The organism is Variovorax paradoxus, assembly GCF_024734665.1.
Lineage (GTDB): Bacteria > Pseudomonadota > Gammaproteobacteria > Burkholderiales > Burkholderiaceae_C > Variovorax.
Genome location: NZ_CP102931.1, coordinates 3,542,072 through 3,568,011 on the forward strand (window position 1 = coordinate 3,542,072; position 25,940 = coordinate 3,568,011).

The 25,940-nt window shown below is 66.6% G+C and carries 27 protein-coding genes; 9 read left to right on the forward strand and 18 right to left on the reverse strand.

All coding sequences use genetic code 11. The features are described from left to right. Positions 1-21: 21 nt before the first annotated feature. From NWF24_RS16690 to NWF24_RS16735, 10 genes are all read right to left on the reverse strand, one after another. Positions 22-618: a malonic semialdehyde reductase gene (locus NWF24_RS16690; protein WP_258355140.1), complete on the reverse strand. Its 597-nt coding sequence runs from the start codon at positions 616-618 to the stop codon at positions 22-24. A 16-nt stretch (positions 619-634) separates the two neighbouring features. Then, positions 635-1,924: an O-acetylhomoserine aminocarboxypropyltransferase/cysteine synthase family protein gene (locus tag NWF24_RS16695; RefSeq protein ID WP_093054584.1), complete on the reverse strand. Its 1,290-nt coding sequence runs from the start codon at positions 1,922-1,924 to the stop codon at positions 635-637. A 38-nt stretch (positions 1,925-1,962) separates the two neighbouring features. Next, complete coding sequence (locus tag NWF24_RS16700) at positions 1,963-2,793, reverse strand: ATP-binding cassette domain-containing protein (RefSeq protein WP_093074723.1); 831 nt, start codon at positions 2,791-2,793, stop codon at positions 1,963-1,965. Positions 2,794-2,798: 5 nt separating this feature from the next. After that, the gene (locus NWF24_RS16705; protein ID WP_258355141.1) at positions 2,799-3,767 is read right to left on the reverse strand and encodes an aliphatic sulfonate ABC transporter substrate-binding protein; all 969 of its coding nucleotides are present in this window, start codon (positions 3,765-3,767) and stop codon (positions 2,799-2,801) included. A gap of 10 nt (positions 3,768-3,777) precedes the next feature. Then, a complete protein-coding gene (gene ssuC, locus NWF24_RS16710; RefSeq protein WP_258355142.1) occupies positions 3,778-4,626 on the reverse strand; it encodes an aliphatic sulfonate ABC transporter permease SsuC in 849 nt (282 codons plus the stop codon). Between the two features lie 9 nt (positions 4,627-4,635). After that, entirely contained in the window at positions 4,636-5,805 is a 1,170-nt protein-coding gene (gene ssuD / locus NWF24_RS16715) for an FMNH2-dependent alkanesulfonate monooxygenase (protein ID WP_258355143.1), read from the reverse strand. Beyond that, positions 5,805-6,761: a sulfonate ABC transporter substrate-binding protein gene (locus tag NWF24_RS16720; protein WP_258355144.1), complete on the reverse strand. Its 957-nt coding sequence runs from the start codon at positions 6,759-6,761 to the stop codon at positions 5,805-5,807. The genes ssuD and NWF24_RS16720 overlap by 1 nt, the downstream gene beginning before the upstream one ends. Before the next feature lie 30 nt (positions 6,762-6,791). Beyond that, a complete protein-coding gene (locus NWF24_RS16725; protein WP_177142297.1) occupies positions 6,792-6,929 on the reverse strand; it encodes a hypothetical protein in 138 nt (45 codons plus the stop codon). A gap of 125 nt (positions 6,930-7,054) precedes the next feature. After that, positions 7,055-7,639 carry an NADPH-dependent FMN reductase gene (gene ssuE, locus NWF24_RS16730; protein ID WP_093054572.1) on the reverse strand — a complete coding sequence of 195 codons (585 nt, stop codon included), beginning with the start codon at positions 7,637-7,639 and terminating at the stop codon, positions 7,055-7,057. A 97-nt stretch (positions 7,640-7,736) separates the two neighbouring features. Further along, entirely contained in the window at positions 7,737-8,777 is a 1,041-nt protein-coding gene (locus NWF24_RS16735) for a sulfate ABC transporter substrate-binding protein (RefSeq protein ID WP_093173969.1), read from the reverse strand. 147 nt (positions 8,778-8,924) lie between these two features. On the opposite strand from NWF24_RS16735, the gene NWF24_RS16740 reads away from it, so the two are divergent. Both NWF24_RS16740 and mnmC read left to right on the forward strand, forming a co-directional pair. Continuing rightward, entirely contained in the window at positions 8,925-9,197 is a 273-nt protein-coding gene (locus NWF24_RS16740; protein ID WP_012748083.1) for an oxidative damage protection protein, read from the forward strand. 7 nt (positions 9,198-9,204) lie between these two features. Continuing rightward, positions 9,205-11,046 carry an FAD-dependent 5-carboxymethylaminomethyl-2-thiouridine(34) oxidoreductase MnmC gene (gene mnmC, locus NWF24_RS16745; RefSeq protein ID WP_258355145.1) on the forward strand — a complete coding sequence of 614 codons (1,842 nt, stop codon included), beginning with the start codon at positions 9,205-9,207 and terminating at the stop codon, positions 11,044-11,046. Positions 11,047-11,056: 10 nt separating this feature from the next. Here mnmC and NWF24_RS16750 read toward each other — a convergent pair whose 3' ends face one another. Continuing rightward, positions 11,057-11,860 (reverse strand): sulfite exporter TauE/SafE family protein, encoded by an 804-nt coding sequence (locus NWF24_RS16750; protein ID WP_258355146.1) that lies wholly within the window; start codon positions 11,858-11,860, stop codon positions 11,057-11,059. Between the two features lie 154 nt (positions 11,861-12,014). Here NWF24_RS16750 and NWF24_RS16755 point away from each other — a divergent pair, with 154 nt between their 5' ends. Continuing rightward, positions 12,015-12,938, forward strand: coding sequence for a transglutaminase family protein (locus NWF24_RS16755; protein ID WP_258355147.1), 924 nt, complete (start codon positions 12,015-12,017; stop codon positions 12,936-12,938). 22 nt (positions 12,939-12,960) lie between these two features. Here NWF24_RS16755 and NWF24_RS16760 read toward each other — a convergent pair whose 3' ends face one another. The 4 genes from NWF24_RS16760 to NWF24_RS16775 all read right to left on the reverse strand — a co-directional run bounded on the left by NWF24_RS16760 (position 12,961) and on the right by NWF24_RS16775 (position 17,573). Next, positions 12,961-14,193 (reverse strand): glycerophosphodiester phosphodiesterase, encoded by a 1,233-nt coding sequence (locus NWF24_RS16760; protein WP_375338462.1) that lies wholly within the window; start codon positions 14,191-14,193, stop codon positions 12,961-12,963. 166 nt (positions 14,194-14,359) lie between these two features. Beyond that, positions 14,360-15,283, reverse strand: coding sequence for a crotonase/enoyl-CoA hydratase family protein (locus NWF24_RS16765; protein ID WP_258355149.1), 924 nt, complete (start codon positions 15,281-15,283; stop codon positions 14,360-14,362). Positions 15,284-15,360: 77 nt separating this feature from the next. Further along, positions 15,361-16,848, reverse strand: a complete 1,488-nt coding sequence (locus NWF24_RS16770; RefSeq protein WP_258355150.1) for a sensor histidine kinase — start codon at positions 16,846-16,848, stop codon at positions 15,361-15,363. Further along, positions 16,848-17,573, reverse strand: a complete 726-nt coding sequence (locus tag NWF24_RS16775) for a response regulator transcription factor (protein WP_258355151.1) — start codon at positions 17,571-17,573, stop codon at positions 16,848-16,850. The genes NWF24_RS16770 and NWF24_RS16775 overlap by 1 nt, the downstream gene beginning before the upstream one ends. A 98-nt stretch (positions 17,574-17,671) precedes the next feature. Here NWF24_RS16775 and NWF24_RS16780 point away from each other — a divergent pair, with 98 nt between their 5' ends. The 4 genes from NWF24_RS16780 to msrA all read left to right on the forward strand — a co-directional run bounded on the left by NWF24_RS16780 (position 17,672) and on the right by msrA (position 20,265). After that, positions 17,672-18,313, forward strand: coding sequence for a cytochrome b/b6 domain-containing protein (locus tag NWF24_RS16780; protein ID WP_258355152.1), 642 nt, complete (start codon positions 17,672-17,674; stop codon positions 18,311-18,313). After that, positions 18,313-19,104: a molybdopterin-dependent oxidoreductase gene (locus NWF24_RS16785; RefSeq protein WP_258355153.1), complete on the forward strand. Its 792-nt coding sequence runs from the start codon at positions 18,313-18,315 to the stop codon at positions 19,102-19,104. The genes NWF24_RS16780 and NWF24_RS16785 overlap by 1 nt, the downstream gene beginning before the upstream one ends. A gap of 105 nt (positions 19,105-19,209) precedes the next feature. Continuing rightward, positions 19,210-19,461 (forward strand): pentapeptide MXKDX repeat protein, encoded by a 252-nt coding sequence (locus NWF24_RS16790; protein ID WP_097199389.1) that lies wholly within the window; start codon positions 19,210-19,212, stop codon positions 19,459-19,461. 102 nt (positions 19,462-19,563) lie between these two features. Beyond that, the gene (gene msrA / locus NWF24_RS16795) at positions 19,564-20,265 is read left to right on the forward strand and encodes a peptide-methionine (S)-S-oxide reductase MsrA (RefSeq protein WP_258355154.1); all 702 of its coding nucleotides are present in this window, start codon (positions 19,564-19,566) and stop codon (positions 20,263-20,265) included. 16 nt (positions 20,266-20,281) lie between these two features. On the opposite strand, the gene NWF24_RS16800 is transcribed toward msrA, so the two are convergent. After that, the gene (locus NWF24_RS16800) at positions 20,282-21,580 is read right to left on the reverse strand and encodes an acetyl-CoA hydrolase/transferase family protein (protein WP_258355155.1); all 1,299 of its coding nucleotides are present in this window, start codon (positions 21,578-21,580) and stop codon (positions 20,282-20,284) included. A gap of 8 nt (positions 21,581-21,588) precedes the next feature. Continuing rightward, positions 21,589-22,599: a class I fructose-bisphosphate aldolase gene (locus tag NWF24_RS16805; protein ID WP_258355156.1), complete on the reverse strand. Its 1,011-nt coding sequence runs from the start codon at positions 22,597-22,599 to the stop codon at positions 21,589-21,591. 173 nt (positions 22,600-22,772) lie between these two features. Here NWF24_RS16805 and NWF24_RS16810 point away from each other — a divergent pair, with 173 nt between their 5' ends. After that, positions 22,773-23,336 (forward strand): DUF2844 domain-containing protein, encoded by a 564-nt coding sequence (locus NWF24_RS16810; RefSeq protein ID WP_258355157.1) that lies wholly within the window; start codon positions 22,773-22,775, stop codon positions 23,334-23,336. Between the two features lie 35 nt (positions 23,337-23,371). Then, positions 23,372-24,721 (forward strand): DUF3443 domain-containing protein, encoded by a 1,350-nt coding sequence (locus tag NWF24_RS16815; RefSeq protein ID WP_258355158.1) that lies wholly within the window; start codon positions 23,372-23,374, stop codon positions 24,719-24,721. 12 nt (positions 24,722-24,733) lie between these two features. Here NWF24_RS16815 and NWF24_RS16820 read toward each other — a convergent pair whose 3' ends face one another. Beyond that, positions 24,734-25,906: an NAD(P)/FAD-dependent oxidoreductase gene (locus NWF24_RS16820; protein WP_258355159.1), complete on the reverse strand. Its 1,173-nt coding sequence runs from the start codon at positions 25,904-25,906 to the stop codon at positions 24,734-24,736. Between the last annotated feature and the right edge of the window lie 34 nt (positions 25,907-25,940).

A 25,940-nucleotide genomic window follows, 5' to 3' on the forward strand; every position in this document is an offset into this window, starting at 1 on the left:
ATGGATGAATGGGCCGTGTCGTCAGACGATCTCGGCCACGTCGTCGAACGCCAGCCGCGGCCCGCGCTCGAAAGTGCCGGCGTGGTCTGCCACGCCGAGGTTGACGAGGAAGTTGGCGCGGTAGCGCCCGTCGGGGAAGAAGGCCTTGTCGACCAGGTCGGCGTTGAAGCCCGACTGGGGCCCCGCGTCGAGCCCCAGCGAGCGCGCCGCCAGGATCAGGTAGGCACCCTGCAGGCTGCTGTTGCGGAAGGCCGTGGCCTGTGCGGCTTCGGCGCTCTTCTCGAAGAAGGGCTTGGCGTCGTAGGCCGGGAACTGCGTGGGCAGGTGCTCGAAGAAGCGCGTGTCGTGCGCCACGATCACCGTGACGCCGGCCGCCAGTGTCTGCGCGGTGTTGCCTGCAGACACGGCCGGCTTCAGCTTCGCCTTTGCTTCTTCGCTGCGCACGAACACGTAGCGAGCCGGCTGGGCGTTGTAGGCGGTCGGGCCCCACTTCAGCAGGTCGTAGAGCTTGTGGATCAGCTCGTCGGTCACGGGCACGGGCCTGAACGCGTGCACGGTGCGGGCCTTGCGGAACAGCTGGTCCAGCGCGGCTTCGGGGATGGCTTGCAGTGTGGTCATTTCTTCAGAAGGCCTTTCAGTTCGATGCGGCGGCGAGCGCCTGGTCGAGGTCGGCGATCAGGTCGTCGATGTGCTCGATGCCGACGGACAGGCGCACGGTGTCTTCGGTCACGCCGGCCTTCGCCAGCTCTTCGGGCGACAGCTGCCGGTGCGTGGTCGAGGCCGGGTGCGTGGCCAGCGAGCGCACGTCGCCGATGTTCACGAGGCGCGTGAAGAGCTTCAGCGCATCGAGGAACTTCGCCCCACCCTCGCGACCTGCGCCGATGCCGAAGGTCAGCACGCCGCTGGAGCGGCCGCCGAAGTATTTCTTCGCCAGCGGGTAGTCGGGGTGGTCTTCGAGCGCCGCGTAGTTCACCCAGTTCACGGCCTTGCTCTGCTTCAGGTGCTGCGCCACCGCGAGTGCGTTGCTGCTGATGCGGTCCATGCGCAGTGCCAGCGTCTCGATGCCCTGCAGGATCAGGAAGGCGTTGAACGGCGAGATGGCCGCACCGGTATTGCGCAGCGGCACCACGCGCGCACGACCGATGTAGGCGGCCGGGCCCAGCGCCTCGGTGTAGACCACGCCGTGGTAGCTCACGTCAGGCTCGTTCAGGCGCCTGAAGCGCTGCTTGTGCTCGGCCCACGGGAACTTGCCCGAATCGACGATGGCACCGCCGATGCTGGTGCCGTGGCCGCCCAGGTATTTGGTGAGCGAGTGCACCACGATGTCGGCGCCGTGTTCGATCGGCCGGCTCAGGTACGGCGAAGGCACTGTGTTGTCGACGATCAGCGGCACGCCGTGGCGATGCGCGATCTCGGCAATGGCCGCAATGTCGGTCACGTTGCCCGCCGGGTTGCCCAGCGATTCGACGAACACCGCCTTGGTCTTCTCGTCGAACAGCTTCTCGAAGCTCGTCGGATCGCGGTGGTCCGCGAAGCGCGTGGTGATGCCGAACTGCGGCAGCGTGTGGGCGAACAGGTTGTAGGTGCCGCCATACAGCGCGGTGCTGCTGATGATGTTGTCGCCGGCCTCGGCGATGGTCTGGATCGCGTAGGTCACGGCCGCCTGGCCCGAGGCCAGGGCCAGCGCCGCAATGCCGCCTTCAAGCGCGGCCACGCGCTGCTCCAGCACGTCCTGCGTGGGGTTGTTGATGCGGGTGTAGATGTTGCCCGGCACCTTCAGGTCGAACAGGTCCGCGCCGTGCTGCGCGCTGTCGAAGGCATAGGCCACCGTCTGGTAGATCGGCGGCGCCACTGCGCGGGTGGTCGGTTCGGGCGAGTAGCCGGCGTGCACCGACAGGGTTTCAAATTTCCAGTTCTGCGACATGCGACTGCCTTTCAAGGGGGTGGATGGATGAAAGAAGCTCAGATCGCCCAGCGCAATGCATGCGCGGGGGTGCTGAGCCAGCTTGCGTCGGTGCTCTCTGGCGCGGTGTCTTCCGGCTTCTGCAGCACCCTGTCGAGGATTCGTTTTTCAATGGCCGCGAAGGCCGGGTCGCCCTGCGAGCGCGGGCGGGCCAGCGCGATGTTCTCGTCGAGCGCGATGCGGCCGTCTTCGATGAGGATCACGCGGTCGGCCAGCGCCACGGCCTCCTGCACGTCATGCGTCACCAGCAAAGCGGTGAAGCGGTGGCGCTGCCACAGGTTCTCGATGAGGCGGTGCATCTCGATGCGCGTCAGCGCATCCAGCGCCCCCAGCGGCTCGTCGAGCAGCAGCAGGCGCGGGTGATGCACCAGCGCGCGGGCCAGTGCCACGCGCTGCCGCTGGCCGCCCGACAGGCGCGCCGGCCATTCGTTCTCGCGGTCGGCCAGGCCGACTTGCGCCAGCACTTCCTTGCCGCGCGCCTTGGCATCGTTGGGCAGGCCCAGCGTCACGTTGTCGAGCACGCGCCGCCACGGCAGCAGGCGCGCCTCCTGGAACATGATGCGGGTGTCGTCGTGCAGGCCATGCACGGCCTTGCCGTCGGTGTAGAGGCCACCGGCGCTCGGCTCCTCCAGCCCCGCGATGAGCCGCAGCAGCGTGCTCTTGCCGCAGCCGCTGCGCCCGACGATGGCGATGAACTGGCCCGGCTCGATGGTCAGGCGCGTGTTGCGCAGCACTTCGCGCGCACCGTAGCGCTTGTGCAGGCCGCGCGCTTCGAGGCGCACGCCGCCGGCGATGGCCTGGGGTTGGATGTCTTTCAGGACGGCACTCATGGGCTTCAGGCTCCGGGTTTGAACAGCGCCACGTTCAGCGCATCGATTTTTCGGGGGAGCAGCTTTTCCGTGAAGAAGGCATCGGCGATGCGCTGCTGCTCGGTCAGGGCCTCGGCCACCACCGGACGCACGGCATAGCTGCGGCGGCTGTTGGCCTGCTCGATGGTTGCGGCGTCCAGGCCCCACACGGGCGACAGCAGCGCGGCCGCGTCCTTCGGGTTCTGCTTGACCCACTTGCCGGTCTTCTCGAGCTCGGCGTAGACCGCGCGCAGCACGTCGGGCCGCGCCTTCGCGAACTTGGTGCTCGCAAGGTAGTAGCGCTGGTACGAGGCGATGCCCGCACCATCCGCCAGCACGCGCACCTTCGACTGCCGCTGCGCGGCAGCAAGGAACGGGTCCCACACCACCCATGCGTCGATGGCGCCCTTCTCGAAGGCGGCGCGGCCATCGGCCGGCGTGAGGTAGGCGGGCTCGATGTCCTTGAACGACAGGCCGGCCTTGTCGAGTGCGGCGATCAGCAGGTAGTGCGCGCCGGCGGCCTTGGCGAAGCCGACCTTCTTGCCTTTCAGATCGGCCACGGTCTTGATCGGCGAGTCTTCCCGCACCACGATGGCCTGTGCAGCGGGCGACGGTGCTTCCTGAGCGATGAAGGTCAGGTCTGCTCCGGCGGCTTGCGCAAACACGGGTACGGTGTCGGCCACGTCGGCGCTGATGTCGAGGTTGTCGAGGTTCAGCGCTTCAAGCAGCGGCAGGCCGCTGGTGAACTCATGCCAGCTCAGCGTGACGTTGAGCGGCGCGAGTTGCTTTTCGAGCGCGCCCTGCGCCTTGAGTACGGCGATCAGCGTCGACGACTTCTGGTAGCCGAGCCGTACGGTCGCGGGCCGGGCGGCCACGCCCTGTGCGAGCACCGCGCTGGCGCCAAGCGCGCCCAGCGTGGCGATGACGGTGCGACGGGAAACATGGAATTGCGTCATGCCCCTGCCCTCACTTCGCCTTCTTCTGGTAGCCCGGGTGCCACCGCAGCCACCATTGCTCCAGCCCGCGCGCGAACAGGTCGGCCAGCTTGCCGAGCAGCGCGTACAGCAGGATGCCCACCAGCACGATGTCGGTCTGCAGGAACTCGCGGGCGTTCATCGTGAGGTAGCCGATGCCGGCCTGCGCCGAGATGGTCTCCGCCACGATCAGGATCACCCACATCAGGCCCAGCGAGAAGCGCAGGCCCACGAGGATCGACGACAGCGCACCCGGCAGGATCACCTCGCGGTACAACTGCCAGCGCGACAGACCGTAGGTGCGCCCCATCTCGATCAGTTGCGGATCGACGTTGCGGATGCCATGGAAGGTGTTCAGGTAGATCGGAAAGAACACCGACACCGAAATCAAGAACAGCTTGGCCGATTCGTCGATGCCAAACCACAGGATCACCAGCGGAATCAGCGCCAGCGCCGGAATGTTGCGCACCATCTGGATGGTGGAGTCGAGCAGCGTCTCGGCGAACTTCACCGAACCCGTGAGCAAGCCGAGCGCAAGCCCCGCCCCACCTCCGATGGCCAGCCCCGCGAGCGCGCGGCCCGCGCTGACCTTCACGTGCGTCCACAGCTCGCCCGACACTGTGAGGCTCCACGCAGCCTTGACCACGTCGACCGGCGCCGGCAGCACGCGCGTGCTGAGCCAGCCTAGCGACGACGCGATCTGCCAGAAGACGATGAGCCCGACCGGCACGAGCCACGGCACCAGCCGCCCGGCGACGTTGGCAGCAAAGCTCCTGAACGCGTTGCCCGCGTTGTTCTCGGTGGGTGCCACGGCCGGCAGCTCCTGAACTTGTTCGGTCATGGCGGTCCTTCAGCTTTGGGAGACGAGGCGCGACGGCGCATCGAGATTGGCAACGACTTCGCCGAACGGGCCGCTGAGCGAGCCGCCTGCCAGGCGCGTCTGCGCCTTGCGCGAGAGCAACGGGAACACCAGCTCTGCGAAGCGGTAAGCCTCTTCGAGATGCGGGTAGCCCGAGAGAATGAATTTGTCGAGGCCGAGCGCGGCGTACTCCTCGATGCGCGCGGCAACGGTCTTCGGATCACCCACCAACGCCGTGCCGGCACCGCCGCGCACGAGGCCCACACCAGCCCAGAGGTTCGGCGCGATTTCAAGCTCGGCGCGCGAGCGCTTCGCGCCGCCCGCATGCAGCGCGGCCATGCGGCGCTGGCCTTCGGAATCCATGCGCGCGAAGGCGGCCTGCGCACGGATGACGGTCTCGTCGTCCACGCGGCTGATCAGTTCTTCGGCGGCCTTCCACGCGGCGTCTTCCGTCTCGCGCACGATCACGTGCAGGCGAATGCCGAACTCGACCTTGCGGCCCTGCCGCTCGGCGCGCGCCCGCACGTCGGCGATCTTCTTCGCGACTTCCGCGGGCGGCTCTCCCCAGGTGAGGTACGCATCGACCTGCTCCGCGGCGAGGTCGTGCGCGGCGGCGGAAGAGCCGCCGAACCACACGGGCGGATACGGCTTCTGCACCGGCGGGTAAAGCAGCTTGGCGCCCTTCACGCTCAGGTGCTTGCCTTCGAAGTCGAAAGCCTGCCCGTCATGGCTTCGCGCAATGATCTCGCGCCAGATGCGGATGAACTCCGCCGACTGCTCGTAGCGCGACGCATGGTCGAGGTACACGCCGTCGCCTTCGAGCTCAGCCTGGTCGCCACCCGTCACGAGGTTCACAAGCAAGCGCCCGCCAGAGAGCCGGTCGAAGGTCGCGGCCATGCGCGCGGCCAGACTGGGTTGGTGCAGGCCCGGGCGCACCGCCACCAGAAACTTGAGCTTCTTCGTCGCGCCGATCAGGCTCGAAGCAATGACCCACGGGTCTTCGCACGAGCGGCCCGTTGGAATGAGCACGCCTTCGTAGCCGAGGTTGTCGGCCGCGCCGGCAATCTGCTGCAGGTAGGCCAGGTCGATGGGGCGCGCGCCCTCGCTTGTGCCGAGGTAGCGGCTGTCGCCGTGCGTGGGGAGGAACCAGAAGATCTGCATCACGCAATCCCCGCGCCGGCGGCTTCGAGCACGTTGATCTTTTTCGGGATCAGCTTCAGCGCGAAGAAGGTATCGGCAATCTGTTGCTGCTCGGCCAGGATTGCCTTGGTGATGGCTGCAGTGCCGTAGCCCACACGGCCCACGGACAAATCGGCCACCGGCTTCGGCAGGCCCCAGAGGGTGGCCAGCTCGGCCGCGTAGTCCCCCTTGTTGGCTTCGCCCCAGACGTCGATCTTGTTGATCTCCTCGACCGCGACGGCCAGCACGTCGGCGTTCTTTGCCACGTAGTCGAGCGACGAGAAGTAGTAGCCGCGGTTGCCGACCACGCCGGTGGCGTCGGCCAGCACGCGCGCTTCGAGCGACTTCTCGGCTGCGGCGAGGAACGGGTCCCAGATGACCCAGGCGTCGACCGAGCCCTTCTCGAAGGCGGCGCGCGCATCGGCCGGCGGCAGGTAGACCAGGTTCAGGTCGGTGTACGGCAACCCGTGCTTTTCGGCCAGCTTGACGATGAAGTAGTGGACGTTCGAGCCCTTGTTGAGCGCGATCTTCTTGCCCTTCAGGTCGGCCACGGTCCTGATGGCCGAGCCCTTGGGCACGATCACCGCTTCCGCCCGAGGGCGCGGCACGGTCGCGGCCACATAGGCCAGCGGCGCGCCGGCTGCCTGCGCGAAGATGGGCGGCGCCTCGCCCACGTCGCCGAAGTCGATGGAGCCGACGTTCAGCGCCTCGAGCTGCACGGGGCCGGCGGTGAACTCGGTCCACTTCACGGTCACGCCTAGAGGCGCCAGGCGCTTTTCGAGCGTGCCGCGACCCTTGAGAACGCTCAGTGGCCCCTTCTGGTTGCCGATGCGAAGCTGGCGTGCGGGCGCCTGTGCCAGCGCTGCGAACGACGGCAGTGCAACGGCGGCGGCAACGCCCTGGATCAGGCGACGTCGGGGTGCGGAAATCAATGTCATGGCAATGCTTGTGTATGGATGTGCGCGCGGTCAGGCGGCGGCAATGAAACTCACGATCAGCGCAATGGCGCTGACGACGATGACGCTCACGGCAAGATCGCCCAGCGCGTGCCAGAGGGAGCGCGGCGAGGTGTCGAGCACGGAGTCTTCGGTGGCAACGGGGGTCATGCGTGGATTCCTTGGTCTGCAAAAACTTCAGGCAAAAGCTGTCCCGCACCGCGCGCTGGCGGCTTTCAAAAACGGGAATGAGGGATGAGGTCTGGGCAAGCCGGGCTCGCAACGAGCCCGTGCTTTCAGACGCTACATCGCACGCGCGAGAACGGAACCGGCTCGAAACCGTGCGTTGCCGGCAGCTTCAGGCCTTCGGTGGCCAGCACCTCGACGGCCTCGTTGAGTCGCTCGGCCAGGTCGTTGTGCACCTGGTAGGCGTTCTCGGGCGTCAGCGCAATCTGCGATTCGCTGGCGTACACGCCCGGCAGGATGTGGCGCGCAGACAGCGACTGCAGCACGGGCCGCAATGCGTAGTCAAGCGCGAGCATGTGGTGAGGGCTGCCGCCGGTGGCCAGTGGCAGCACCGTCTTGCCCTTCAGCGCGTTCTGCGAGAGCAGGTCCAGAAAGACCTTGAGCAGGCCGCTGTAGGCCGCCTTGTAGACCGGCGTGGCCACCACGATCACACGGGCCGCCGCCACCTGGGCGATGGCGCGCTCGATGGCCGGGTTGTTCCACTCGGCCAGCAGCAGCGCCTGCGCCGGCAGCTCGCGGATGGCAAGCCGCTCGATCCGCGCGTGGCGCTGGGCCAGCCGCTCGCCCACCGAGTCGAGCAAGGCGGTGGAACGGGACGGGGCCGTGGGGCTGCCGGCAATCAGGAGAACGGACACGGGAGGCTTTCTGTTTTCTTCGGAGATGTCGAGGCGAACCGTGTCACGGCGCTCGCGGAACGGGCGCCATGCAGGACCGGCTTGGTCGCGGGTCGAGTTACTTCTGCTTTGTCGTGTAGATCTGGTCGAAGGAGCCGCCGTCGGCGAAATGCTCCTTGTCGGCCTTCGCCCAGCCGCCAAAGGCCTGGTCGATGGTCACCAGCGTCAGCTTGGGGAACTGCTTGTCGTACTTGGCCTTTGCCTTGTCAGACGTCGGACGGTAGAAGTTGCGGCCCGCGATGTCCTGGCCTTCGTCCGAGTACAGGTACTTCAGGTATTCCTCGGCCACGGCGCGCGTGCCCTTCTTGTCGACGACCTTGTCGACCACCGCCACGCTGGGCTCGGCCAGGATGGAAATGGAGGGCACCACGATCTCGAACTTCTCGGGGCCGAATTCCTTCAGCGCCAGGAAGGCTTCGTTCTCCCAGGCCAGCAGCACGTCGCCCACGCCGCGTTGCACGAAGGTGATGGTCGAGCCGCGCGCGCCGGTGTCGAGCACGGGCACGTTCTTGAACAGGTTGCCGATGTATTCCTTGGCCTTGGCATCGCCGCCGTACTTGCGCTTGGCGAACTCCCAAGCGGCCAGGTAGTTCCAGCGGGCGCCGCCCGAGGTCTTGGGGTTGGGGGTGATCACCTGCACGCCGGGCTTGATCAGGTCGTCCCAGTCTTTCAGGCCCTTGGGGTTGCCCTTCTTCACCAGGAACACGATGGTCGAGGTATAGGGGGCAGAGTTGTGCGGCAGGCGCTTCTGCCAGTCGGCCTTGACGAGGCCGCCGTGCGTGACGAGCGCATCGACGTCGCCGCCCAGCGCCAGCGTGGCTACGTCGGCGTCGATGCCGTCGATGATCGAGCGGGCCTGCTTGCCCGAGCCGCCATGCGACTGCTTGACCGTCACGTCCTGGCCGGTCTTGGCCTTCCAGTACTTGGCGAAGGCCTGGTTGTAGTCAACATACAGCTCGCGCGTCGGGTCATAGGACACGTTCAGCAGCGTCACGGGAGCCGCGCCGCCTTGTGCGAACGTCGGCAACGCCGACAGGGCCATGGCACCGGCCACGCCGGCACCCAGGGAAAGCTTGATAAAGTCGCGGCGGAGGCTCATGGTGTCTTGCTCTGAAAAGGCATATCAATGAAGCTGCGTATTCTCAATACGACATATAGAAACTGGAACGACCAAGTTTTCAGTTCTAAATAGCCAAATCAACTAAGCAACCGCTTTCCCCACTTTTCCCGTTCAAAGGCAATCGAAATGGCACGCATGGTTCAGTGCATCAAGCTCGGCAAAGAGGCCGAAGGGCTCGACTTCCCGCCCTACCCAGGCGAGCTGGGCAAGCGCCTGTGGGAAAACGTCAGCAAGGAAGCCTGGGCCGCCTGGCTCAAGCAGCAGACCATGCTGGTCAATGAAAACCGGCTGAACCTGGCCGATCTGCGCGCCCGCCAGTACCTGGCGCGGCAGATGGAAAAGCACTTCTTCGGCGAAGGCGCCGACGTGGCGCAAGGCTACGTACCCCCGTCGAACTGAGCCCGTCTTGGCCGCCGAGCCCGTCGCCTGGCGCGCCGACGGCGTTCCCCGCAGCGAGCGCTTCGACGACATCTATCACACCGAAACCGGAGCACTGGCGCAGTCGCGCCATGTGTTTCTGGGCGGTTGCGGGCTGCCGGAAGCCTGGATCGGACAGCCGCAATGGCTGGTTCTCGAAACCGGCTTCGGCCTTGGCCTCAATTTCCTGACAACCTGGCAGGCTTGGCGTGCAGACGCCGAGCGGCCACGGATGCTGCACTTCGTTTCGGTCGAGGCGCATCCGGTTTCGGCTGACGACGTTCTACGCGCGGCCGGGGCGTATCCCGAACTGGCCTCCCTCGCCCGCGAACTGGCCGCGCAGTGGCACGGGCTGCTGCCGGGCTTCCACCGGCTGGCTTTCGACGAAGGCCGCGTGCTGCTCACCCTCTGCATCGGCGACGTGCAGCCGATGCTGCGCGCCCAGCGCTTCGAGGCCGACAGCATCTTTCTCGACGGCTTCAGCCCGCAGCAGAACCCTGCCATGTGGTCGGAAGACACGCTCAAGGCCGTGTCGCGCTTTGCGCGGCAAGGCACGCGCATCGCCACATGGACGATTGCGCGGGCGGTGCGCGACGCGCTCAAGCAGTTCGGGTTCTCGGTCGAAAAAGACCAAGGCCTTCCTCCCAAGCGCGATTGCCTGCGCGGCGTGTTCGCGCCCGCCTGGACGGTGCGCCGCCGTGGCCCCGCGCCCGAGCGCATCGACACGCCGGGCCGCTGCGCCGTCATCGGCGCCGGGCTTGCAGGCGCGGCCGTGGCGGCGAGCCTTGCGCGGCGCGGATGGCAGGTTACCGTGCTGGACGCTGCCGACTGGCCCGCCTCTGGTGCCTCGGGGCTGCCGGTGGGCATGCTGGCGCCGCATGTGTCGCCCGACGACGCGCTGCTGTCGCGGCTCACACGCGCAGGCATCCGCGCCACGTGGGCCGAACTGACACGATTGCTGGAAGAAGGCAGCGACTGGCACGCCACCGGCGTGCTGGAGCGCCGGCCCGACGGCGATACGCGCGTGCCGGCTGGCTGGAGCGACAGCGGCCCCAACGAATCGTGGCCTGCGAGCGCCGAGCAATTGGCGGCTGTCGGACTGCCGGGCGATGCGCCCGCCCTCTGGCACGCACGCGCTGCCTGGGTGCGGCCGCATCGGCTGATCGCCGCGTGGCTGCGGCAGCCGGGTGTCGAGTTTCGAGGTGGGTGCCGCGTGGCGCGTGTGATGCACAGCGACGGCGCCTGGCAGTTGTACGACCGCGCCGGAGACGTGCTGGCCGAAGCCGACCGCGTGGTGATCGCCGCAGGCTTCGAATCGGGCCGATTCGCCCCCAAGCTCCCTCTTCAGCCGGTACGCGGCCAAGTCGCCTGGGGCCCGATGCCCGACGGTGCCGCCCTCCCCGCCACGCCCCTCAACGGCGACGGCCATCTGGTCGCTCACGTGCCCGATGCCAAAGGCGCCCCGATCTGGCTGGCCGGCGCGACCTTCGACCGCGACAGCACGAACCTCGCCCCCACCGAAGCGGACAGCGAGGCCAACCGCGAGCGCCTTGCGCGGCTGCATCCGGCCGCGGCCTCCGCGCTGGCCCCTTCGTTCGCGCACGGCCAGGTCAACGCCTGGGTCGGCATCCGCTGCGCCTCGGGCGACCGGCGACCGCTGGTCGGCCCGCTCGACGCCGATGCAGGCGGCCTCTGGGCCTGCACCGCGCTGGGCTCGCGCGGCCTGAGCTTTGCCGCGCTGTGCGCAGAACTGCTGGCCGCGCAGTGGCATGCCGAGCCGCTGCCCTTGCCCGCCACGCTGGCCAAGGCACTCGGCACGCAGCGACTCTGAACGGATCCGGTCAGCCCGCGCCCGATGCCCGCCAGGCCATCAGCAGCGCCATGCAGATCACCAGCACGAAGAAGTACCTGCGCAGCGCCCGCTCGTCCAGCCGGGTCGCCAGCCGCGCCCCGGCCGCCGTGCCGATCCACAACCCCAGCACGACAAAGCCCAGCAACACCCAGGGCAGCCCGTTGGCGACGCTGGCATAGACAAGCACCGCCGGCAACGCCAGCGGTAGCGCATTGATCGCCAGGCTCACCGCCTGCGCCCGGTGCTGCGAGTAATGCAGCGCCACCGTCAGCAGCGCCGTGATGGCCAGCCCGCCGCCGATGCCGAGCAAGCCCGACGACGCACCCGCGACCATGCCCACGACCACCAGCGCAACGACCGCCCCGCGCGGCTCATCGGCCTGCGTCGCATCTACGCCCGCAGCCTTCGCAGGCGACTTCAGCACGACCAGCGTCGCCAGCACCAGCAGATACCCCACGAACATCCACCGCAGCGCCGCATCGGCGACATGACTCGCTCCACGCGCGCCCGCATAAGCCCCAGCCAGAAACCCGAGCGAGATCCAGATCACCGTGCGCCACGAGGCCCCATGTCCCGACACCCGGTAGCGCAGAAACCCCGCCAGGCTGGTCGGCACCAACTGCGCTGCGAGCGAAATGGCCTGCGCATCGTGCTGCCCCAGGCCGGGCATCAACGCCAGCGCGGGCACCAGCGCCCCGCCAGGGCTCACACCGAGCAGCCCGGCCATCGCACCCGAAAAGATGCCGATCGCCAGCCCGCCCAGCACTTGAACGAGACCGAACGCTTCAGGCATGGCTGCTACGCGGGGCCTTGACCAGCGAAGCTGAAGGTGGCGGAGTACATGGCGGGCCGGAATCTCCTGGGTGAATAAACCCGAATCGACCCGGGCAAAGCCCGGACGGGCGCCGATTCTGCGGCATGTGCCCACGCCAATCCACCGTTTTGCCATGGGAACACTGAGAATGCACCGCATGGCCATCCAGTACGACATCAAGCACACCACCGTCTATCGCTACAACAAGCCGGTCACCTTCGGCTTGCACCGCGTGATGTTCCGTCCACGCGACAGCCACGACCTGCGCGTGCTGGCCACCGACCTGCAGGTGAGCCCGCAGGCCTTCACACGGCTCATTCAAGACCCGCATTCCAATTCCGTCGCGCTGGTGCAGCCCATGGGCGAAGCGACCGAGCTGCGCATCGTGTGCTCGTTCACCATCGAGCACGTGCCGGCGCAGCAGGACCAGCTGGCGCTCGACCCGGCCGCCGAATTTTTGCCCTTCGCCTATTCGGTGCAGGAGCGCCTCGACCTCGAGCACTACCTGCGCCCGCACCACGACGACGACAACCAGGGCACGCTGATCCGCTGGGCCCACCAGTTCCTGCACACCGACAAGCCCAACAGCACGCGCGAGGTGCTCACGCGCATGAACGCGCACATCGGCCAGAGCCTCGAATACAAGGCGCGCGATGAAGAAGGCACGCAGACGCCGCTCGTCACGCTGGCGCTGGGCAGCGGCAGCTGCCGCGACTACGCCCTGCTGATGATGGAAGCCGCGCGACGCCTTGGCATTGCCACGCGCTTCGTCTCCGGCTACCTCTACGACGCCGCGCTCGACAACGCCGCCCAGACCAAGGGCGAATCGATGACCGGCGCCGGCACCACGCACGCCTGGCTGCAAGCCTATCTGCCGGGCATCGGCTGGTTGGCCTTCGACCCGACAAACAACCTGATGGGCAGCGGCCAGCTGATCCGCGTCGGCGTCACGCGCGACCCGGCGCAGGCAGCGCCCATTTCGGGCAGCTGGTATGGCGACGCCGAGGCCTACGAAGGCCTCGAAGCGACGGTGGTCGTCACGCGTCGCAAGAACTGAGCGCCGCCCCTCTTGTGGGCTGCTACCTCGACCGCGCCGCCCGATACGCCTTGACCACCGGCACCGCCGTCGCGGGGCTGTCGGCGAAAAGGCCATCGATGCCCACATCGAGAAAAGCCTTGATCTCCCCGGCCGTGTCGCCGTACACAGTCGGGTCGGTCTTGGGCTCTTTCTTGAAGCTGTCGAGCAGGAAGTTGTTCTCGGGCCGGATGGTCCAGATGTGGACTTGCAGCTTCTTCTCGTGTGCGTCCTTCACAAGCGTGGTCGGCGTGCCCAGCTTGCCGCCGACCACCGGGATCACGCTCGCCTTGTCCGCGCCGATGCCCTGCGCATAGGTCGCGATCTCGGCCAGGCCCTCGGGCTTTTTGAGATCGGCATAGGTTCGCTTGTCGCCCAGTACCTCGAGGTCGTAGGGCGCGCCCGCCGAGTAGACGAGCTGGACAATCTTCACCGTGCTCTTCAGGCGGATGTCCTTCAGGTTGCCCGTCTCGAAGGACTGCACGAACACCGGGGCATCGGCCTTGTTCAGGTCGTGCTTCTGCAGGGTGTCGAGCAGCTTCTTCTCGAGCGGCAGGCCGATCGAGCGGAAGTAGGTCGGGTGCTTGGTCTCTGGGTAGATGCCGATCACGCGGCCCTTGGCCACCGACTGGGCCTTGGCGAGCTGGATCACTTCGTCGAGCGTGGGCACCTGGAACTGGTCGTTGTACGACACGTTGGCCGGGCGCAGTTTCGGAATGCGCTCGCGGGCCCTCAGCTCCTTGAGTTCGGCCAGCGTGAAGTCCTCGGTGAACCAGCCTGTGATCGAGATGCCGTCGATGACCTTGGTGGCCTTGCGGTCAGCGAACTTCGGCACGTCGGCCACGTTGGTGGTGGCCTCGATCACGGTGCCGGCTGCGTCGACGATGGCAATGGCGTTCTCGTGGCGGGCGACCAGTTCGCCGTCCTTGGTGGGCACCAGGTCGGGTTCGATGAAATCGGCTCCGTCGTCGATGGCCTGCTGGTACGAAGCCAGCGTGTGTTCAGGCCGCTGCGCTGAAGCGCCGCGATGACCGATGACGAGCACGGGTGCCGCCTCCACTGGCGCTGGAGCCGGAGCTGGAGCTGGAGCCGGCGCAGGAGGCGCCGCCGGCGGTGACGCCGGCGCATCGGGCAGCGCGGGCATGCCACCGCCGCCGCCACTGCCACCACCGCATGCCGCCATGAACGCACAGGCACAAGCCGCCAGGGTGGTCCTGGAAAAAGTTAACAACTGCATTGAAATTCCCCCTATTTGTTTCTATCGATGCAAATACGCCCGCCTTTGGCTGCCGAGCAGGTTGGCGGCGGGCGCGCCGGATCATCGAAGGGGGAGGTGTCGGTCGCGTGACATGCACCACGCGACAAAGGGCCATCGGCGCGCACCGGCGCCTGCCCGTGCCGGATCAGCCGCGCGCTGCCAGCTTCGCTTCGAGCTCGGCAATGCGTGCGCGGGCTTCGTCGCCTTCGGGAATCGGCCGGCCGCTGTCGCGCCACTGCACCGCGCTCTTGAAGCCTTCGGCCTCGGCCTGGCGCCTGAACCACATGCCTTCGGGGTTGTGCCGCGTGATGCCATCGAACACGGTGGCGAACATCTGGCTCTGCTCCAGCCCCATCGAATGCCAGACCTGATTGACGACCAGCTTGTGCATCATCAGGTGCGAACGCGGCACGCCCGCGATGCGCAGTGCGAGCTTCAGCGTGGCGTCGTCGAGCTGATCGGCGGGCACCGAGAAATTGGCGAGACCCCAATCGGCCGCCTGCGTGCCGGCAATGGTGTCGCCCGTGAACATGAGCTGCTTGGCGCGCATGGCACCGAGGCGGTAGGTCCACATCGCGGTGGTCGGGCAGCCCCACACGCGCGTGGGCATGTAGCCGATGCGCGCATCGTCGGCCATGGTCAGCAGGTCGCAGCACAGCGCGATGTCGCTGCCGCCCGCAACTGCATAGCCGTGCACCTTGGCGATGGTGGGCTTGCGGCTGCGCCACAGGGCCATGAAGTCGTCGGTGTTGCGCTTCATGGCGGCGTAGTCGAGCATCGGGTCCCATGGCGTTTTCTCTTGCCGGCAGGGGTGGTCGCCCTGCCCTTCACGCCCGTGGCCTTCGGCGTAGTCGCCAAGGTCATAGCCGGCGCAGAAGGCGCGGCCTGCGCCTTCGACCACGATCACGTGCACCTCGTCGTCGGCTTCGGCCCATTCGACCGCGCGTCGAATCTCCGAGGGCGTGGTCTCGCCGATGGCGTTGAGCTTCTCGGGTCGGTTGAGCAAGAGGCGCGCGATGCGCGGGTGCTGCGGATCCTTGTCGATCAGGACGGTTTCGAAGGCGGGCATCTGGCTTGTCTCCTTGCGTGAGGGTTGTGCTGCTCTTGCAGCATCGTCACCCACGCGCAGGCAAACCTGCAAGCCCTTCAGGCGCTTGCCGCACCACCCAGCTGAAAGCGAAACACCGCGCCCTTGTCCGGCTGCTGCACAAGCCGGATGTCGCTGCCATGCAGCTGAAGAATGCGCTTCACGATCACCAGGCCCAGCCCGCCGCTGCTCGCGCTGTCGGTGCGCGATCCGCTCATGAACACGGGGCGCATGAACAGGGCCGGCTGCAGCTCGCCCGGAATGCCGGGGCCCGTGTCGCTCACCTGCACCGTCACGCCCGCGTTCTCGGCGCGCAGCTGCACCACGATCTCGCCGCCCTCGGGCGTGTGGCGGATCGCGTTGTCGAGCAGGTTGGTCAGCACGCGCTCGATCATGCCGAGGTCGGCCGACACTACCGGCAGGCCCGGTGCGATGTCGGGCCTGAGGCGTTGGTGCCGCGCCTCGGCCGCCAGCTCGAACTTCTGGAACACGTCCTGCACCAGATCGGCCAGCGCGAAGTTTTCCTTCTCGGGCTTGACCACGCCGTATTCGAGGCGCGCCAGTTCGAACACTTCCTGCGCGAGGCGGCCGACCTTGCGGCTCTGGCCGAGGGCAATTTCCAGATAGCGCCGACGCTCTTCCTCGCTGAGCGTGCCGGCCTTGAGCAGCAGCGTTTCGAGATAGCCATGCAGCGAGGTGAGCGGCGTGCGCAAGTCATGCGAGATGTTGGCGAACAGCTCGCGGCGCTGCTGGTCTTGCAGCGTCAGCTCGCGCCATTGCTCGGCGATGCGGCGCGTCATCTGCGTGAAGGCCTGTCCCAGTTGCGCGATTTCGTCGCTGCCATGCGAGAGGCGCTCCAGCGTGGGAGCTTCGCTTTCGAGCGAGGCGATGCCTTCGGTCTCGAAGCGCTTGACCGCTGAAGTCAGCTCACGCAGCGGCCGCGTGATGAGGCGAAAGGCCGCGAGGCCCGCGAGCAGACCGAGCAGCGCCACCAGCCCCATCGACCACAGCGTGGTGCGCAGCACGTTGTCGGTTGCCGCATTGGCGACCAGCGCGTCGTGGTCTTCGCCCTGCAGCACCACGTAGACGTATCCCACGTCGCGCCCGTCCATGCGCAGCGGCGCGGCGCTGAACACCTTGGACGCGTCAAGGCTGCGCGGATCGTCCCCCCCGATGGGCAGCGGCGCACCCGACAGCAGCTTGCGGATCGGCCCCAGTTCGACCTTGTCGCGCTTCAGGTGCCCGAGCGGCGCGGCCTGCGCCTTGATGCGACCGTCCAGCCCCAGCAGGTAGACCTCCACGCTCGGATTGACAGCCATCAGCTTGTCGAACAGGTCCTTCACCGCCTCCTGGTTGAGTCCGCCGGGCTTCATCAGCTCGGAGTTCTCGGCGATGTGCGCCGCGAGCCCGAGCGACAGGCGCTGGATGACCTCCTGTTCGTGGATGCCGTTGGAGCGCATCTGCAGCCACGCCGAGGCCCCGCAGCACACCAGCAGCAGCACCGCGAACACGGCCGACAGCCGCCGCGACAGCGTGGCCCACGCCATCACGCAGAGTCCTCCCCGTCCGCAGTGGCCGACAGCTTGTAGCCCCGCCCCCATACCGTGAGGATGCGCCGTGGCTCCGCCGGATCGGCCTCGACCTTGGTGCGCAGCCGATTGATGTGCGTGTTGACGGTGTGCTCGTAGCCGTCGTGCTGGTAGCCCCAGACCTGGTTGAGCAGGTCGAGCCGTGAGAACACCTTGCCGGGGTTCCGAGCAAAGAAGTAAAGCAAGTCGAACTCGCGCGGCGTGAGTTCGATGAGCTTGCCGTTCACCCGCACCTCGCGCGCCAGCGGCTCGATGTCAAGGTTGCCGAGCGTGAGACTGCCCGACTCCATGCGCGCATTGCGCGCCAATGCGTCGGTGCGCCGCAGCAGCGCCTTCACGCGCGCCACCAGTTCTAACACCGAGAAAGGCTTGGCTAGATAGTCGTCGGCGCCCAGCTCCAGGCCAAGGATGCGATGCACCTCGCTCGAGCGGGCACTGATGATGATGATCGGCGTGTAGCGCGTCATGGCTCGGGCGCGGCGGCAGATCTCGAGGCCGTCGATGCCGGGCAGCATCAGGTCGAGCACCAGCGCGTCCCAGTTGCCGCGCTCCAGCTCGCGCAGGCCGGCGTGGCCGTCGGCGGCGTGCTCGACCGCATAGCCTTCGTCGCGCAAGTGCATGCGCAGAAGCTCGGCAATGTGGGCGTCGTCTTCGACGATCAGCACGCGCTTGGAGGTGTCCATAGGGCGCCATTGTCCTGCGATACGGCTTGCGGAGTTATCACGATTAATTGAACTTTGCGTGATGAATCGGCCATGGGGTGCGCCCAACAATCCGCCCCATGAACAGCACAGCCATCGCCCCTCTCGCCCCGCAGGCCGATGCCCGCCACCCGATTCATCCGCTGTGGATGCGCATCACGCACTGGCTCAACGCGCTGGCCGTGGTGATCCTGGTGACGAGCGGCTGGCGCATCTATGACGCGGCGCCGTTCTTCCCGTTCACCATCCCGACCGTGATCACGCTCGGCGGCTGGCTGGGCGGCGCACTGCAGTGGCACTTTGCGGCCATGTGGCTGCTGGTGTTCAACGGCCTCGTGTATCTGACCCTGAACATCGCCAGCGGCCGACTCTTCGCCAAGTTCTTCCCGGTGACGCCGCGCGGCATCTTGAACGATGCACTGGCTGCCCTGAAAGGCAAGCTCTCGCATGCCGACCCGCGCCACTACAACAGCGTGCAGAAGCTGGCCTACCTGTTCGTGATGCTCGACCTGATCGTGATCGTGCTGTCGGGCCTGGTGCTTTGGAAGTCGGTGCAGTTCGCCGTGCTGCGCGACCTGCTGGGCGGCTACGAGTTTGCGCGCCGCATCCACTTCTTTGCGATGGCCGCCATCGTCGCCTTCGTCGTCGTGCACCTCGTGATGGTGGCCCTGGTGCCCCGCACCCTCCTCACCATGATCCGCGGCCGTGTGCCAAAAGCCTGATGAAAATCTTCAAAGCCCCCACCCTGAGCGGCATCGACGGCGACGCCGTGCTGCTCGAAGCCCGCACGCTGATTGCGAAGAAGCTCGACCAGCCTTCGCGCCGCGCCTTCCTGCAACGCTCGCTCACGCTCGGCGGCCTCTCGCTGCTCACGGGCTGCAGCATCAGCGACAACGCGCAGGTGGAAGCCGCGCTCACGAAGATCTCGCGCTTCAACGACAAGGTGCAGGGCCTGATCTTCAGCCCCACGCAGCTTGCCCCGACCTACACCGAAGCCGAGATCACGCGCCCCTTTCCGTTCAACGCCTACTACGGCGAGGACGAGGTGCGCGAAGTAGACGAAGCCAGCTACAAGCTCGAAGTGACCGGCATGGTCGCCGACAAGCACGCATGGACACTGGCCGAGTTGCGCGCCATGCCGCAGCACGACCAGATCACGCGCCACATCTGCGTGGAAGGCTGGAGCGCCATCGGCAAATGGGGCGGCGTGCGCTTTGCCGACTTCCTGCGCCATATCGGCGCCGACCTGACTGCCAAGTACATCGGCTTCAAGTGCGCGGACGACTACTACACCAGCATCGACATGCCCACCGCGCTGCATCCGCAGACGCTGCTGACGCTGACCTACGACGGCCAGCCGCTGCCGCCCAAGTACGGCTTTCCGATGAAGCTGCGCATGCCGACCAAGCTTGGCTACAAGAACCCGAAGCACATCAAGGCGATGTTCGTCACCAACACCTACACAGGTGGCTACTGGGAAGACCAGGGCTACAACTGGTTCGGAGGGAGCTGAGGGGCCGCCACAGCCGCTCGACTGCCGAAGAAAGCGCGAGGCCCAGTTCACTGTAACCAGGCCGATCTTTGAAACGAAATCCAAACTCAACCCAGGAAGACTCCAATGAACAAGCTCACTGCAACCCTGCTCGCAACCTGCATGGCCTTCGCCGGCGCCTCGGCCTTCGCCGCGGACGAAATGGCGAAAGACGGCATGGCCAAGGACTCGATGTCCAAGGACGGCATGAAGAAAGACTCGATGGCGAAGGACTCCATGTCGAAGGACGCCATGAAGAAGGATTCGATGGCCAAAGACTCGATGTCCAAGGACGCCATGAAGAAGGACAGCATGAGCAAGGACGAGATGAAGAAGTAAGCAGAGCACCCCGCAAGCGCCATTGACGCCCGACAGATTCGGCGTCAATGTCGCGCCAACCGGTTATCCAGCCACTGAAATCCTGCCCCTCAAGGAACCCCCATGAAATCCCTCGCACTCACCGCCGGCACGCTGGCTGCCGCCGCACTGGTCTGGCACGCGGTGCCTTCGTTCGCAGAAACCGCCCGCCGTGTGCCCGCGCCCATGGCCGACCTCGTGGCACCGCCGGCCGCAAAGACCGAAACCGCCGTATTCGCCGGCGGCTGTTTCTGGGGCGTGCAGGGTGTGTTCCAGCGGGTCAAGGGCGTGAGCAATGCCGTCTCGGGCTACGCCGGCGGCGACGCCAAGACGGCACGCTACGACGAAGTCGGCTCGGGCCGCACGGGCCATGCCGAATCGGTGCGCATCACCTACGACCCGCAGCAGGTCAGCTACGGCAAGCTGCTGCAGATCTACTTCTCGGTGGCGCACGACCCGACCGAACTCAACCGCCAGGGCCCGGACACCGGCACGCAGTACCGCTCCACAGTGTTCGCCGAAAACGCCGAACAGGCGCGCATCGCCACCGCCTACATCGCGCAGCTGAACCAGGCCAAGACCTTCGGCAAGCAGTTGGCCACCACGGTCGAGATGTCCAAACCCTTCTATGCGGCCGAGGACTATCACCAGGACTACCTGACGCTGCACCCGAGCCAGCCCTACATCGCGATCAACGACATGCCGAAGATCGACGACCTGAAGAAGCTGTTCCCGGAGATCTACAAGGCAACGCCTTCGCTGGTGAAGGCGTCCAAGGCCGGCTGATCGCCAACCTGCAGGCCTACAGCAGCTTCAGCCGCTTGGCCTGCTCGGTCAGCTTCGCCCGGAAGGCCGGATGCGCGATGCCGATGAGCTCGCGGGCCCGCTGCTTCGCCGACTTGCCTCGCAACTGGGCCACACCGTATTCGGTGACCACATAGTTGATGTCGTTCTTGCTCGTGCTCACATGCGTGCCCGGCGACAGCGAAGGCACGATGCGCGAGATGGTGTCGCCCTTGGCCGTCGAAGGCAGCACGATGAAGGCCTTGCCGCCACGCGAACGGTTAGCGGCGCGCACGAAGTCAGACTGCCCGCCCGTCCCCGAGTACGGCGCATGGCCCAGGCTCTCGGAGCCGCACTGCCCCAGCAGATCGATCTGCATCGTCGCGTTGATTGCGATGAGGTTGTCGTTGAGCCCCGCCAGCGCCGGGTCGTTGGTGAAGTTCACCGGGTGCATCTCCAGCGCCGGGTTGCGGTCCATGAAGCGGTATAGCTTGCTCGAACCCAGCGCGAAGGTGGCGATCGACTTGCCCGGCAGGTAGTTCTTGCGCCGATTGGTCACGGCCCCGCTCTCCACCAGCGTGAGAATGCCGTCGCCGATCATCTCGGTGTGAATGCCCAGGTCGTGCTTGTGCGTGAGCTGCATCACCACTGCGTCGGGAATGCCTCCGTAGCCGATCTGCAGCGTCGAACCGTCGTCGATCAGGTCGGCCACATACTTGCCGATGGCTTCCTGCACCACCCCGATCTTCGGCAGGCCGACCTCCATCACCGGCGCCTCGTTTTCCACCAGCGCAGCCACCTGCGAAATGTGCACATGGCAGGCACCATAGGCAAAAGGCACGTTCGGGTTCACCTCAAGCACCACGGCGCGCGCCTTGGCAACGGCGGCCATCGTGTAGTCGGCGCCCAGGCTCAGGGCGAAGTAGCCATGCGCGTCCATCGGCGAGGCCATGCTGAAGACCACGTCGGCCGGCATCTGCCCGCGCTCGATCTGCGCCGGAATCTCCGAGAAGTAGTTCGGCAGAAAGTCGATCCAGCCCTCCTGCCCGCCCGCGCGGGTGGCGCCGCCGAAGAACAGCGCGACGTGGCGCACATGCTCGACTGTCTCGGGGTCGATGTAGGCGTACTTGCGCATCGCAAGAATCTGCGCGACCTTCACGTCGCGGAAATCGCGGCGATGCTCCGACAGTGCCGTGAGCAGCGTGGGCGGCTCGCCGACTCCCGTCGGCACGACGATCATGTCGCCGTTGCGCACCTGGCGCACGGCGTCGGCTGCGGATGCCAGCTTCTGGTGGTACAGGTCCTGAGGGGTCGTCATGCGTGGCTCTATGCCTCTTTGTAGTCACCGCGACGCGCGGCCTGGTTGGCCCGGGTGCGGAGCACCAGCGCTTTTTGGGCAACAGACACGTTGGCGGCATCGCCCTTCCACGCATCGAGCGCGGGCTGCTGCACCGCGCGGGAGAACGAGAAGGCCAGCGCCCACGGCATGCGCGACTTGAACCGGATGTTCATTTCGTTCAGCCGGGCAGAAGCCAGCTGCGCCGACTGGCCGCCCGAGAGAAACGCCACACCGGGAACGGCGGCGGGCACGGTGCGCAGCAGGCAGTTGACCGTGGCCTCCGCAACCGCCTCTACAGAATCCTGCACAACGGCCTTCTGCCCGGGCAGCACCATGTTCGGCTTCAGCAGCATGCCTTCGAGCAATACGCCCTGCGCGCGCAGTTCGGCGAAGGTCTTGTGCAGCACTTCTTCGGTCACTTCGGCGCAGCGCGCGAGCGAATGGCCGCCGTCCATCAACACCTCGGGCTCGACGATGGGCACCAGGCCGGCTTCCTGGCACAGCGCGGCGTAACGAGCGAGCGCGTGGGCGTTGACGCGAATGCAGGCGCGCGTCGGCAGGCCGTCGCCGATGGCGATCACGCCCCGCCACTTGGCAAAGCGCGCGCCCATGCCGGCATATTCAGCCAGACGTTCGCGCAGACCATCCAGCCCTTCGGTCACGGTCTCGCCGGGATGTCCGGCCAGCGGCTTCGCGCCCGTGTCGACCTTGATGCCGGGGATGATGCCCACGCTCTCCAGCGCCTTGGCAAACGGCTGACCCGCGTTCGTCTTCTGACGGATGGTCTCGTCGAACAGGATCGCGCCGCTGATGCTGTCGCCCAGCCCCGGCGCGGTGACGATCAGTTCACGCCAGTCACGCCGCGCCGCCTCGGTCTGCGGGATGCCCAGCGCCACAAAGCGCTTGTTGCAGGTGGCATTGCTCTCGTCCATCGCGAGCAAGCCCTTGTCGCCGGCGACGAGCGCGCGGGCGGTGTCGATCAGTGTCTGTGCGGTCATGGGTAGGTGCACCTCTCTGGCGGCCATCCTACGCCCTCCCCGACGACTCGTTAACACCGCCAACCTGATCGCTGGCCGACTTGGTGTTTCAGCCAATGCAGCGCCCCGGGTCTTTGCCAAGCTGACGCCAGCGAGCAGTAATCTTCGCGCGTCGGGACAGAAAGGAAGTCTGAATGGAACATGGTTCACGAAAGTGTCACGCGCGCCACGCCAAAGGGCCCGCGGTGCTGGCCGGGCTCGGGCTCGGGCTCGGGCTCGCCGCAGCCGTGTTCGGAACACCTTCCGCGTTCGCGGAGCTGGGTGGCGCTCCCACACTGGGTCCGGGCCAGCGCGTCGCCACAGAGTCACGCAAGGCGAGTGACCAAGCAACCGGCAGCGCAACGGCGGGAACCGCCACCAGCTGGAGCATGCGGGAAGTCACGCTGCCCGACGGGTTGATCCAGCGCGAATACCTGACGAGCGACGGCACCGTGTTCGCGGTGGCGTGGCGCGGCTCGCACCGGCCGGAACTGTCGGTGCTGCTGGGCACGCGCTACGCCACACAGATGTCGCGCAACGCACGCGAGCTGCGCCAGCAAGGCAGGGGCTCTCACGCCACGACCTCGCAGATGGACGAGACATTCGCGGTGCGGGCCTCCGCGCACCAGCGCTCCTCGACGGGCGTTGCCTGGCTGCCCCGGATGCTGCCTCCAGGCCTCGACCCGAACACGCTGTCCATCCCGGAACAAGGCTCCTGATCCTTTCAACCCGCTTGCAACCACACACCGTGCCCATGGAACAACGACAAGCAGGCAACCGGCGCGTTGCCGGCGCCAGGACCTTGATTCTTCGAGCGGCTGTCGCGGCGGCATGCGCCGCGAGCCTGCTGGGACTCGTCGCCTGTGGTGGCGGCGGGGGCGGCGCAAGCAGCGGCGCCCTGCCGATCGGGCTGCTGCCCACCAGCAGTCCCGCATCGACTTCGGCACCGGCTTCCACACCGGCCCCTGCGACAACCTCGCAGAACTCGATGTCCCTCACCGTGTCGCACGGAACCGATTCGAGCGGGGTCAACCTTCCGCAGGTCAGCGTGCAACTCTGCGCGCCGGGAACCGGCACATGCCAGACGATCGACAACGTGCTGGTCGACACCGGCTCCACGGGCGTGCGCATCGCTGCCGCGGCGCTCAGCTCGTCGATGCTTGCAGCTCTGCCACAGGAGACGGTGAACAGCACACCCCTGAATGCGTGCGAGCAGTTCCTGGACGGCTACACGTGGGGAACGATGCGGGTTGCCGACATCACGCTGGGGCCGAAGTCCGCGACGTCGCAACCGCTGCAGATCGTGGGAGACCCGGCGTCTGGCACCGTGCCCAACGCGTGCTCGGACAACGGAACGCTGCAGGCCGAGAACACCCCCGCGGACCTGGGAACGAACGGCATCATCGGCGTGGCCGCCTTCCTGCAGGACTGCGGCTCGGCATGTGCGCAGAAGGCCATTGCGGCCACCTACTACGCCTGCCCGTCGGGAGGTCAGTGCCAGAACACGGCGGTGCCGGTCGCGATGCAATCGCAGAACGTCGTTGCCAACTTCGCGCAGGACAACAACGGGGTCGTGCTCGGCCTGCCGGCGATTTCCTCTGCGGGCCAGGGAGTCACCGTCGGCACGCTCTACTTCGGAGTAGCCACGCAATCCAACAACGCCATGAGCGGGGCGACGGTGCTGCAGACCAATCCGCGCACGCTCAGCGTCTCGGCCACCTACAAGAACACGAGTTTTCCCGACAGCTTTCTCGACAGCGGGTCGAACTTCTTCTTCCTCAACGATTCCACGATCACCCAGTGTCCGCAAAGCGGCAACTTCGCCGGTTTCTACTGCCCTGCCAGCACGCTGGACCTGAGCGCCAGTTTCACCGCCGCGGCAGGAGCGCCGTTGAGCCAGAGTTTCGCGGTTGCGAGCGCACAGTCGCTTTTCACAAGCAACCCGGGTGTGGTGGCGGTCAACAACATCGCCGCCACGAACTCGGGCAGCGGTACCATCGACTTTGGCCTTCCGTTCTTCTATGGCAGGCTGGTCGCCGTGCTCAACGAGGGGCAGTCAGCGCTGGGGCAGCCGGGGCCGTTCACGGCGCTGGCAACGCCCTGAAAAGGGCCATCGCTAGATCACATTCTTCTCGAGCAACGGCCTGTTCTCGAGGATTCGCGCGAACGACACCGGCGACAAGTCAAGGCTGCGGTACTCACCGAAGCGGATCAGCTCCACCACACCGCGCCCCGCTGCCGGGCATTGCTGCAAGCCGTGGCCCGAGAAGCCGTTGGCGAAGTAGAGGTTGTCGCAATCCGGGTGCAGGCCGAGGATGGCGTTGTGGTCGAACACGTTCATCTCGTAGTAGCCCGCCCATGCGCCTGTCATGCGGATGGCTTCGAAGGCTGGCACGCGTTCGGCCAGTGACGGCCAGATGAAGCTGTCGAAGGCTTCGTACTCGACGTCGAGCGGCACGTCGTCGTGGTCCTGGTCTTCGGGCGGCGCGAAACCGCAGATGAACTGACGGCCCTCGGGGCGCAGCCAGATGCCGGAGGTGTCGATCACCAGCGGGCATCCGGGCAGCGTGTCGGGGCACGAGAAGCTGAACACGCTGCGGCGGCGGCCACGCACGGGCAGGTCGATGCCGGCCCACTGCGCCACCTTCGCGGCCCATGCACCTGCGGCGTTGACGACCACATCGGCCTCCAACGTCTGGCCGTTGTCGAGCTGCACGCCGGTCACCGTTCGCCCATTGCGGCGCAAGCCCGTCGCATGCGCCTGTACATAGCGCACACCCTGCGAGGCGGCCTTCTTGCGAAAGGCCTGCAGCAGGCTGTAGCCGTCGTACCAGCCCTCGCCCGAGAGGCCCAGCGATGCAAGCGCCACACCCTCTGTCGATATCCACGGAAAGCGCGCCTTCAGCTCGTCGGGCGTCATCAGCGCAACATCCACCGCGTGCGCTTTCTGCATCGCATGGTTCTCGCGCAGCACGCCGACGCCGGCCGGCGAGGCGAGGTACAGGTAGCCGGGCTCGACCAGACCGATGTCGGGCACGTCGTCGCCCACGCGCAGGGTCTCGCCGAGATTGCGGAAAAAGTCGATGCCGTACAGCGACATCTCGATGTTGATGGCGGTGGAAAACTGCTGGCGGATCGAGCTGGCCGACAGCGCCGACGAGGCCTGCTTGTACGAGAAATCGCGCTCGACCACTGTGACCTCGAAGGGCTCCTCTTCGGGGCTTCGGGTCAGGAAGTAGGCGATGGCGGAGCCGATGGCCCCGCCGCCGATGATCACCACACGACGCATGAAATGCCTTTCTTCGTTGCTCGCCCACACACAC

Coding starts and splice junctions, on each gene's coding strand:
- NWF24_RS16690 (WP_258355140.1), bottom strand. CDS start 618: ATGACCACACTGCAAGCCATCCCCGAAGCCGCGCTGGACCAGCTGTTC.
- NWF24_RS16695 (WP_093054584.1), bottom strand. CDS start 1,924: ATGTCGCAGAACTGGAAATTTGAAACCCTGTCGGTGCACGCCGGCTAC.
- NWF24_RS16700 (WP_093074723.1), bottom strand. CDS start 2,793: ATGAGTGCCGTCCTGAAAGACATCCAACCCCAGGCCATCGCCGGCGGC.
- NWF24_RS16705 (WP_258355141.1), bottom strand. CDS start 3,767: ATGACGCAATTCCATGTTTCCCGTCGCACCGTCATCGCCACGCTGGGC.
- ssuC (WP_258355142.1), bottom strand. CDS start 4,626: ATGACCGAACAAGTTCAGGAGCTGCCGGCCGTGGCACCCACCGAGAAC.
- ssuD (WP_258355143.1), bottom strand. CDS start 5,805: ATGCAGATCTTCTGGTTCCTCCCCACGCACGGCGACAGCCGCTACCTC.
- NWF24_RS16720 (WP_258355144.1), bottom strand. CDS start 6,761: ATGACATTGATTTCCGCACCCCGACGTCGCCTGATCCAGGGCGTTGCC.
- NWF24_RS16725 (WP_177142297.1), bottom strand. CDS start 6,929: ATGACCCCCGTTGCCACCGAAGACTCCGTGCTCGACACCTCGCCGCGC.
- NWF24_RS16735 (WP_093173969.1), bottom strand. CDS start 8,777: ATGAGCCTCCGCCGCGACTTTATCAAGCTTTCCCTGGGTGCCGGCGTG.
- NWF24_RS16740 (WP_012748083.1), top strand. CDS start 8,925: ATGGCACGCATGGTTCAGTGCATCAAGCTCGGCAAAGAGGCCGAAGGG.
- NWF24_RS16750 (WP_258355146.1), bottom strand. CDS start 11,860: ATGCCTGAAGCGTTCGGTCTCGTTCAAGTGCTGGGCGGGCTGGCGATC.
- NWF24_RS16755 (WP_258355147.1), top strand. CDS start 12,015: ATGGGAACACTGAGAATGCACCGCATGGCCATCCAGTACGACATCAAG.
- NWF24_RS16760 (WP_375338462.1), bottom strand. CDS start 14,193: ATGCAGTTGTTAACTTTTTCCAGGACCACCCTGGCGGCTTGTGCCTGT.
- NWF24_RS16765 (WP_258355149.1), bottom strand. CDS start 15,283: ATGCCCGCCTTCGAAACCGTCCTGATCGACAAGGATCCGCAGCACCCG.
- NWF24_RS16770 (WP_258355150.1), bottom strand. CDS start 16,848: ATGGCGTGGGCCACGCTGTCGCGGCGGCTGTCGGCCGTGTTCGCGGTG.
- NWF24_RS16775 (WP_258355151.1), bottom strand. CDS start 17,573: ATGGACACCTCCAAGCGCGTGCTGATCGTCGAAGACGACGCCCACATT.
- NWF24_RS16780 (WP_258355152.1), top strand. CDS start 17,672: ATGAACAGCACAGCCATCGCCCCTCTCGCCCCGCAGGCCGATGCCCGC.
- NWF24_RS16785 (WP_258355153.1), top strand. CDS start 18,313: ATGAAAATCTTCAAAGCCCCCACCCTGAGCGGCATCGACGGCGACGCC.
- NWF24_RS16790 (WP_097199389.1), top strand. CDS start 19,210: ATGAACAAGCTCACTGCAACCCTGCTCGCAACCTGCATGGCCTTCGCC.
- msrA (WP_258355154.1), top strand. CDS start 19,564: ATGAAATCCCTCGCACTCACCGCCGGCACGCTGGCTGCCGCCGCACTG.
- NWF24_RS16800 (WP_258355155.1), bottom strand. CDS start 21,580: ATGACGACCCCTCAGGACCTGTACCACCAGAAGCTGGCATCCGCAGCC.
- NWF24_RS16805 (WP_258355156.1), bottom strand. CDS start 22,599: ATGACCGCACAGACACTGATCGACACCGCCCGCGCGCTCGTCGCCGGC.
- NWF24_RS16810 (WP_258355157.1), top strand. CDS start 22,773: ATGGAACATGGTTCACGAAAGTGTCACGCGCGCCACGCCAAAGGGCCC.
- NWF24_RS16815 (WP_258355158.1), top strand. CDS start 23,372: ATGGAACAACGACAAGCAGGCAACCGGCGCGTTGCCGGCGCCAGGACC.
- NWF24_RS16820 (WP_258355159.1), bottom strand. CDS start 25,906: ATGCGTCGTGTGGTGATCATCGGCGGCGGGGCCATCGGCTCCGCCATC.